We start from the raw sequence: 8,356 nt of genomic DNA, 5'->3' as shown, positions 1-8,356 counted from the left end.
GCCTTCCATCAGGCAGGCGAACACGATGATCGAACGCAGCAGCGTCTGGTCGGTTTCCAGCGTGCCGGTCTTGAAGTGCGGATCCATGATCGCGTCGATGAACGGGATCAGGAACTCGTCCTTGTCGCGGATCGACGCCACCTCGTGGTACGCATTGAAGATCTCGCCGTCGTCCAGGCCCAGCGACTCCACGATGTACTGGTACGCGTGGGTGTGGATCGCTTCTTCGAAGGCCTGGCGCAGCAGGAACTGCCGGCACTCCGGCGCCGTGATGTGGCGGTAGGTGCCCAGCACGATGTTGTTGGCGGCCAGCGAATCGGCGGTGACGAAGAAGCCGAGGTTGCGCTTGATCAGGCGGCGCTCGTCGTCGCTCAGACCGTTGGGATCTTTCCAGGTCGCGATGTCGCGCGACATGTTGACCTCTTGCGGCATCCAGTGGTTCGCGCAGGTGGCGAGGTACTTCTCCCAGGCCCACTTGTACTTGAACGGCACCAGCTGGTTCACATCCGTCTGGCCGTTGATGATGCGCTTCTCGGCCGCGGTGACGCGGCGTGCACTGTTCGCGGCTTGCGCCGGCTGCGCCCGTTGCTGCTCGGTATGCCGTTGCGTTTGCGTGCTAGCAACCGTCGATGCGAAAGCAGTTGTCGGCGCTGCAGCAGCCACCGCTGCGATCGCGGGCTGCAATGACACGACCGGGGTCGTCAGCGGTGACGAAGACTCCATGCGCGCATCGCTCAGGGCTCGCGGCAGAGGGCTCTTTGTCGATGTCGTCGATGGGAGTCGAACGTCGTCTTCCCAGACCAGCATGTGTGTGCTTCCTATGGTTCCGAATTATCGGAGTGTTGTGTTCAAACACCAAGCACTTCTTGACATTTGCGCGCTCACGTTGTTGCCGGTGTGCATCGCTGCGCGCATGTCGAAGCTGTTGGTGTGGGCCTGTCGTGCGGGCTGGCTAAACGCAGGCGATGCACAGCACGCACGCATCGCCTCACGCTCACTGGCAAGCCTCGCAATCAGGGTTGTCGATCGAGCAGAACTTGATGTCGCTGGCCGGTGTGTCATCGACGCTCTCGGCCATCGCCGCGACGTGACCCGGACCGCTCGACACCGCGTTCATCGCGCCCGCCGTGACAGTGGACTTCTCGGCATGCGTAGCGCCCATCGTGCGCAGGTAGTAGGTGGTCTTCAGGCCGCGCAACCAGGCCAGCTTGTAGACCTCGTCGAGCTTCTTGCCCGAGGCGCCGGCCATGTAGATGTTCAGCGACTGCGCTTGATCGATCCACTTCTGACGGCGCGCGCCGGCCTCGATCAACCACTGTGCATCGACCTCGAAGGCCGTCGCGTAGAGCTGCTTCAACTCTTCCGGCACGCGGTCGATGCGGCGCAGCGAACCGTCGAAGTGCTTGAGGTCCATCACCATCACGTCGTCCCACAGGCCCAGCTTCTTCAGGTCGCGCACCAGGTACTCGTTGACGATGGTGAACTCACCCGACAGGTTGGACTTGACCGAGAGGTTGCCGAAGCAGGGCTCGATCGATGCATCGACGCCGATGATGTTGGAAATGGTGGCCGTCGGTGCGATGGCCACGCAGTTGGAGTTGCGCATGCCGTGCTGCGCGACGCGGCCGCGCAGGGCCTCCCAGTCCATCGTCGCCGAACGATCGACTTCGACATAACCGCCGCGCGCCTGCGCCAGCAGGTCCAGCGTGTCCAGCGGCAGGATGCCCTTGTCCCACAGCGAGCCGCGGTAGCTGGAGTAGCGGCCACGCTCCTCGGCCAGTTCAGTCGAAGCCCAGTAGGCGTGGTAGCAGATCGCTTCCATCGAGCGGTCGGCAAACTCCACTGCGGCTTGCGAGGCATACGGAATGCGCAGCTGGTACAGCGCGTCCTGGAAGCCCATCAGGCCCAGGCCGACGGGGCGGTGGCGCAGGTTCGAGTCGCGCGCCTTCTTCACCGCGTAGTAGTTGATGTCGATGACGTTGTCGAGCATGCGCATCGCCGTGCTGACGGTCTTCTTCAGCTTCGCGTGATCGATCTGGCCATTGACCAGGTGCTGCGCCAGGTTCACTGAGCCCAGGTTGCACACCGCGATCTCGGTGTCGCTGGTGTTCAGTGTGATCTCGGTGCACAGGTTCGACGAGTGCACGACGCCGATGTGCTGCTGCGGCGAGCGCACGTTGCAGGCGTCCTTGTAGGTGATCCACGGATGCCCGGTCTCGAACAGCATCGACAGCATCTTGCGCCACAGGTCCTTGGCCGGCATGCGCTTGTAGAGCTTGATCTCGCCGCGGTCGACCTTGGCTTCGTAGGCGGTGTAGGCCTGCTCGAAATCGGCGCCGAACTTGTCGTGCAGGTCCGGGCAGGTCGACGGCGAGAACAGCGTCCAGTCACCACCCTCGACGACGCGCCGCATGAACAGGTCCGGAATCCAGTTCGCGGTGTTCATGTCGTGCGTGCGGCGGCGGTCGTCGCCGGTGTTCTTGCGCAGCTCGAGGAATTCTTCGATGTCCAGGTGCCAGGTCTCCAGGTAGGCGCACACGGCGCCCTTGCGCTTGCCGCCCTGGTTCACCGCCACCGCCGTGTCGTTGACCACCTTCAGGAACGGCACCACGCCCTGGCTCTTGCCGTTGGTCCCCTTGATGTAGGAGCCCAGCGCACGCACGCGCGTCCAGTCGTTGCCCAGGCCACCCGCGAACTTCGACAGCAGCGCGTTTTCCTTCAGCGCTTCGTAGATGCCGTCCAGGTCGTCGGCCACTGTCGTCAAGTAGCAGCTGGAGAGCTGGGAGCGCAGCGAGCCGGAGTTGAACAGCGTCGGCGTGGAGGACATGAAGTCGAAGGTCGACAGCACGTCGTAGAACTCGATCGCGCGGGCTTCACGGTCGATCTCGTTCAGCGCCAAGCCCATCGCCACGCGCATGAAGAAGGCCTGCGGCAGTTCGATGCGCGCTTCTTCGATGTGCAGGAAGTAGCGGTCGTACAGCGTCTGCAGTCCGAGGTAGTCGAACTGCATGTCGCGCTCGGCCTTGATCGCCGCGCCCAGGCGCGCCAGGTCGAACTGCTGCAGCCTGCTGTCCAGCAACTCGGCCGCGACACCCTTCTTGATGAACTGCGGGAAGTACTCGGCGTAGCGTTGCTGCATCTCGCCCTGCGTGACTTCTTCGCCGAGGATCTCCTTGCGGATGGTGTGCAGCAGCAGCCGCGCGGTGGCGCGGGTGTAGGCCGGGTTCTTCTCGATCAGCGTGCGCGCCGAGAGGATGGCGGCCTTGTGCACTTCATCGATCGGCACGCCGTCGTACAGGTTGCGCCGGGTCTCTGCGAGGATGGGGGCGGCGGTGACGTCGTCGCCCAGGTTCGCACAGGTTGATTCGATCAGCGCCTGCAGGCGGTCGATGTCCAGCGGCACGCGCTGGCCGCGGTCGGTGACATGCAGCAGCGGTTCTTGCGGGCGGACTTGTTGCACCTGGCGCGCGCGCTCCTGCGTACGGCGTTCGCGGTACAGCACATAGGCCCGCGCCACTTCATGGTGGCTGCCGCGCATCAGGCCGAGCTCGACCTGGTCCTGCACGTCCTCGATGTGGAAGGTGCCGCCGCCCGGGCGCGAGCGCAGCAGCGCACGCACCACCGATTCGGTCAGCGCGTCCACGGTCTCGCGCACGCTGGCCGAGGCCGCGCCCTGCGTGCCGTGCACGGCCAGGAAAGCCTTCATCAAGGCCACGGCAATCTTGTTCGGCTCGAAGGCCACCACCGAGCCGTTGCGCCGGATGATCTGGTAGCCGGCGTAGGCCGTGGCGCCAGCCGGGGCGGCCGAGCCCGCCGCAAACGGCGGCGGCGCGACCGTGGCAGATGGGCTGCCGGCGATGGATGAATGCATGTGTTCCCCTCTTTTCAAGCGATCGACCGGGCCGCGCATGGGCGAAGCCGCCTGGCCCCCGATGGATCGAGCAATGTGGATAAGTCTGTGAAGATGCCGTGGAGCACCGGTGGATCCGGGACACTAGATATAGGGCACGGCGCAACTCTAGGCACTACCCGTAGCGTACACCATGCGGTGTAACCCGATCATCGCCGCGTTGCGCTCAAGCGACGGGAGATCCTGTATCGGGTGGAAAACACTGTCGCGGCCAGCGCAGCCGGCGGCGCAGCCCGGCCCAGTCGAAGCCCGGCCCGGGGTCGTGCTTGCGGCCCGGCGCCACATGCTCATGGCCCACGACCTGCGTGATCGGATGCTGTCGCCGCAGCGCGCGCAACAGCGTCACCAGCACGCTGTACTGCGCCGGCTCGAACAGCCCGCCTTCGAGCCCTTCGAGCTCGATGCCGATCGAAAAGTCATTGCAGTTGTCACGCCCGCCCCACTGCGAGCGTCCGGCATGCCAGGCACGGCGCTCGGTGCTGACGTACTGCACCAGTTCGCCATCGCGGCGGATGACGAAATGCGCTGAAACCTCCAGGCCACGCAACTCGGCGAACGAAGGATGGGCCGCGGGATCGAGTCGGTTGGTGAACAACTGCTCGATGGCCACGCCGCCGAACTCGCCGGGCGGCAGGCTGATCGAATGCAGCACCACCAGGTCGATGGCCAGGCCCTGCGGCCGCAGCCCCTGGTTCGGCGATTCGCAGCGCCGTGCGTGATGCCACCAGCCCGCTTGCCAGGCCGCGCTAGTCGCCCCCATGGTCGGCAACGTTGATGCCCAGCCGGGCCATGCGGTAGCGCATCTGCCGCAGCGACAAGCCCATGCTGGCCCCGGCCGCGGTGCGGTTGAAGCGATGACGCTCCAGCACGCGCACGAGGATGTCGCGCTCGACCTGATCGAGGTAGGCCACCAGGTCGGTCGGCAAAGGCGCAGCACTGACCGGGATCGGCGTCAAGGGCGCTTCGGCGACGACTCCGGCGGCGGGTTCCAGCGCGGCCCATTCGCTCTCCGAACTCAGATCATCGGCCAGGCCCAGGTCTTCGCTCTCGATCACGTCGCCGCTGCTGGACATCGTGACCGCGCGGTGCAGCAGGTTCTCCAGCTCACGCACATTGCCGGGAAAGCCATAGCCCGCCAGATGCCTCAAGGCATCGGCCGACAGATGCGGCGGCGTCGCCACGCCGGCATCGCGCGAGATGCGCGCCAGCACGGCGTCGCAGATCGCCGGCAGGTCATCGATGCGCTCGCGCAGCGGCGGCATGCGCAGCTGGATCACGTTGAGCCGGTAATACAGATCCTGCCGGAAGCGGCCTTCATGCACCTCGGTCGCCAGGTCCTTGTGCGTGGCACTGACGATGCGCACATTCACCGGCATTTCGCTGACCGCGCCGATCTGTCGCACCGAGCGCTCCTGGATCGCGCGCAGCAGCTTGCTCTGCATCGTCAGCGGCAGGTCGCCGAGTTCATCGAGGAACAGCGTGCCGCCGTTCGCGGCCTGGAAAAAACCTTCACGGTCTTCGTTCGCGCCGGTGAACGCGCCCTTGCGGTAGCCGAAGAATTCGGCCTCGAGCAACTGCTCGGGAATCGCACCGCAGTTCACCGCGATGAAGGCCTGCGTGGCTCGCCCGCTGACACCATGGATCGCGCGCGCCACCAACTCCTTGCCGGTGCCCGATTCACCCTGCACCATCACCGGCGCCATGCCGCGCGCGACACGTTCGATCATCGAGCGCACCTGCTGCATCGCTGTCGATGAGCCGACCAGGCGCTTCAAGGCCGCATGCATCTCGGCCACCGGTGCCGCGCGCGCCGCAGCAGCCGGTGCCAGCGGCGCGCCGGGCGGGACCGGCGGGGCCACCGACCCCGCCGCGACGGCGGCCGATGGCAGGTTGCCGGGCCGCACCGTCGGGGCACCCGGCGCACGGCCCAAGGCCGAAGCCACCACACCCCGGAACTGGCGCAGGTCCACCGGCTTGGTCAGGTAGTCGAAGGCGCCGGCCTTCAGCGCCTCCACGGCATTCTCGGCCGAGCCATAGGCGGTGATGACGATGGTCTTCTCGGGCCGCCCGCTGGCTTCGATGCGGCGCAGCAGGTCGAGCCCGCTGCCGTCGGGCAGGCGCATGTCGCTGATCACCGCGCTGTAGCTGCGCTCGCTCATGCGCTGCCAGGCCTCTTCGACCGAGCCGGCCGTCTCCACGTCGTAGCCCTCGCGCAGCAGCGTCAACTCGTACAAGGTGCGCAGGTCGGGTTCGTCATCGACGACCAACAAGCTGGGCGACACAGTCTGGGCGGCTTGGGTCATGGTCGGTGGGCTCGTTGGTTCAGGCGGCAGGTGCGCCGCGCATCAGCACTCGGAACACGTTGCAATGACGTTCACCGGGCGCACCGGGCCGGTATTCGATGCTGGCTCGATGTCGTTCGCACAGCTCGCGGCAAATATACAGGCCCAGGCCAGTGCCGCGGCTGCGTGTCGAGAAGAAGGGTTCGAAGAGATGGCGCTCGACCTCGGGCGCGATCGCCGGGCCGTCGCTGGCCACCGTCAACAAGGCGCCGCTGCCCTGGGCGGCCGGTGCCAGCTGCAGCCGCACCGCGCCCGGTGTTTCGCTGGCGTGGCGGCGCGCGTTGTCGAGCAGGTTCACCAGCACGCGGCGCAGGTGCTCGGTATCGAACAGCACGGGGATCGGCGCTGGCGACAGATCCAACTCGATGCGCTGCTGCGCCACTTCCGGCGATAGGCCGGTGGTCACCCGCCACTCGTTGCAGATGCGGGCCACTTCGGTGCTGGCATCGATCACCTGCTGCTGCAGCGGCCCGCCGGGGGCCACTGCCATCACATCGTCGACGATGCGTTTGAGCCGTTCGACGTTGTCTTCGACAATGCGCGCCAGGCGCCGCTGCGTGCTCGGCAGCGCGTCTTCCAGCATCAAGGCGTTGGCCTGCGCGATGGCCGCCAGCGGGTTGCGGATCTCGTGCGCAATGCCGGCCGACACGCGCCCCATCGCCGCGAGCTTTTCCTGCCGCACGCGCGCCTGCACGCTGCGCACGTCTTCTAGGAACAGCACGCAAATTTCTTCCGGCGGCTTGGCCTCGTCGCCCAGGCCGCCGCGTCGCGTGAAGCGGGCACGCACCTGCACCGTGCGCGCCGGACCGCCGGCTTGCGGCAGCACCAGCTCCCGCTGCTGCTCGGGCCAATGGCCCAAGCCATAGGCCTGCTCCACCGCGGCCAGCAAGCCCTGCCAGGCCGGCTCGTCCTGCAAGGCGAATGTCGCCGTGCCGTCGGCTGCCGCCAAGCCCAGCATGCTGCGCGCAGCGGGGTTCGCAGCGCGCACGCGGCAGCGCCGGTCGATCACCAACACGCCGTCGGCCATCTCGTCGAGCACCAGCCGGTTCAAGCGTGCCTGCTGGCGCGCCAGCTCCAGGCTGCCGCGCGCGGCGCGCTCCTCACGGGCCAGGCGCTGCGCCAGTTCGGCCGACAGCAGGCTGATGACGAAGGCCCCGATGCCGGCCAGGCCGGCCTGCGTCAGCAGCGCCACCGAGAAGCTGCCGAGTTGCGCCGAGCGCCACACGCCTGCCAACAGCACCAAGGCAACGAAGGCTGCCGTCGCCAACGCGGCCAGACGCTTGGTCATCACGCCCGCCATCAGCACCGGCAGCACCAGCAAGGCGGCGTAGTTCAGCTGCGCCGCCGGGTCCAGCAGATGCAGCAGCGAAAACGCCAGCAGATCGACGCCGATGGTCCACACCCATTGCCGCCGCGCCAGCCGCGCCGGCGCTGCCGAAGACGAACGACCGCGCTCGGGCAGCAGCCACAGCGAGATCGCCTGACTGGCATAGGCCAGACAAGCGACCAGCATCACCAGCGACAGGCGTGCGCCCATCAAGGTCATGACCCAGGGCGTCAACACCAGCGCGGCGCCGAGCACCGCCCGCGCCAGCACATAGGCCCGGAACACACGCCTGAGCGCGGTGCCTTCGCCGGAGACGATGCGCCGTGCTTCGCGAGCCAGAAAGCGGCTCTCCGAAGCCCCGTCGGCTTCGGCATCGTTGAGCCAGGACTCGGCGTCGCGGTCCGGCTGCAAGGTCGTGTTGCCGGCCTCGGCCAACGCGCCGAACCAGGAGTCTTCAGCCGGCTCGCGCCGCGCCTTGCGCCGGTCGCCACTGCGCCTGTCGTTGCGGCGGCGGTCCGCCTGCCGCCGCTCCGGTGGCGCAACACTCATCGCCGCGGACCGAGCAGGCGATGGCTGTCGCTGCAGAAGACATGCCGGCCCTCCAGCACCGCATCAGCCGCCGGCAGATGCAGCCCGCAATGAGCACACTCGACCATCTCTTGGGGCAGCCTGGTCTTCGGCGATGCGGGTGGCTTCAACCCGGTGCCTCGCACACGCTTGAGCAAGACCCACAAGCCAATGCCCACCACCAACAACACCAACAGGTATTTCATGAAT

At 66.9% G+C, this 8,356-nt stretch carries 6 protein-coding genes; all 6 read right to left on the bottom strand.

Going from position 1 to position 8,356, the window contains the following annotated elements; translation table 11 throughout:
* Positions 1-807, bottom strand: an 807-nt coding sequence (locus tag VLK61_RS16235) for a ribonucleotide-diphosphate reductase subunit beta (RefSeq protein ID WP_325422649.1), incomplete at its 3' end; no start/stop codon positions are given.
* A 187-nt stretch (positions 808-994) separates the two neighbouring features.
* Positions 995-3,871, bottom strand: a complete 2,877-nt coding sequence (locus VLK61_RS16230) for a ribonucleoside-diphosphate reductase subunit alpha (RefSeq protein WP_325422648.1) — start codon at positions 3,869-3,871, stop codon at positions 995-997.
* A 205-nt stretch (positions 3,872-4,076) separates the two neighbouring features.
* Positions 4,077-4,670, bottom strand: coding sequence for a 1,6-anhydro-N-acetylmuramyl-L-alanine amidase AmpD (gene ampD / locus VLK61_RS16225; protein ID WP_325422647.1), 594 nt, complete (start codon positions 4,668-4,670; stop codon positions 4,077-4,079).
* Positions 4,657-6,213: a sigma-54-dependent transcriptional regulator gene (locus tag VLK61_RS16220; protein WP_325422646.1), complete on the bottom strand. Its 1,557-nt coding sequence runs from the start codon at positions 6,211-6,213 to the stop codon at positions 4,657-4,659. Before VLK61_RS16220 ends, ampD begins: the two co-directional genes overlap by 14 nt.
* Before the next feature lie 19 nt (positions 6,214-6,232).
* On the bottom strand, positions 6,233-8,128 hold the full coding sequence (locus VLK61_RS16215; protein WP_325422645.1) for a two-component system sensor histidine kinase NtrB: 1,896 nt from the start codon (positions 8,126-8,128) through the stop codon (positions 6,233-6,235).
* Complete coding sequence (locus VLK61_RS16210) at positions 8,125-8,352, bottom strand: PP0621 family protein (RefSeq protein WP_325422644.1); 228 nt, start codon at positions 8,350-8,352, stop codon at positions 8,125-8,127. The genes VLK61_RS16215 and VLK61_RS16210 overlap by 4 nt, the downstream gene beginning before the upstream one ends.
* Positions 8,353-8,356 lie beyond the last annotated feature (4 nt).

This window comes from Aquabacterium sp. (assembly GCF_035476535.1).
Lineage (GTDB): Bacteria > Pseudomonadota > Gammaproteobacteria > Burkholderiales > Burkholderiaceae_C > Pseudaquabacterium.
This window is presented reverse-complemented; position numbering and strand designations above follow the sequence as displayed.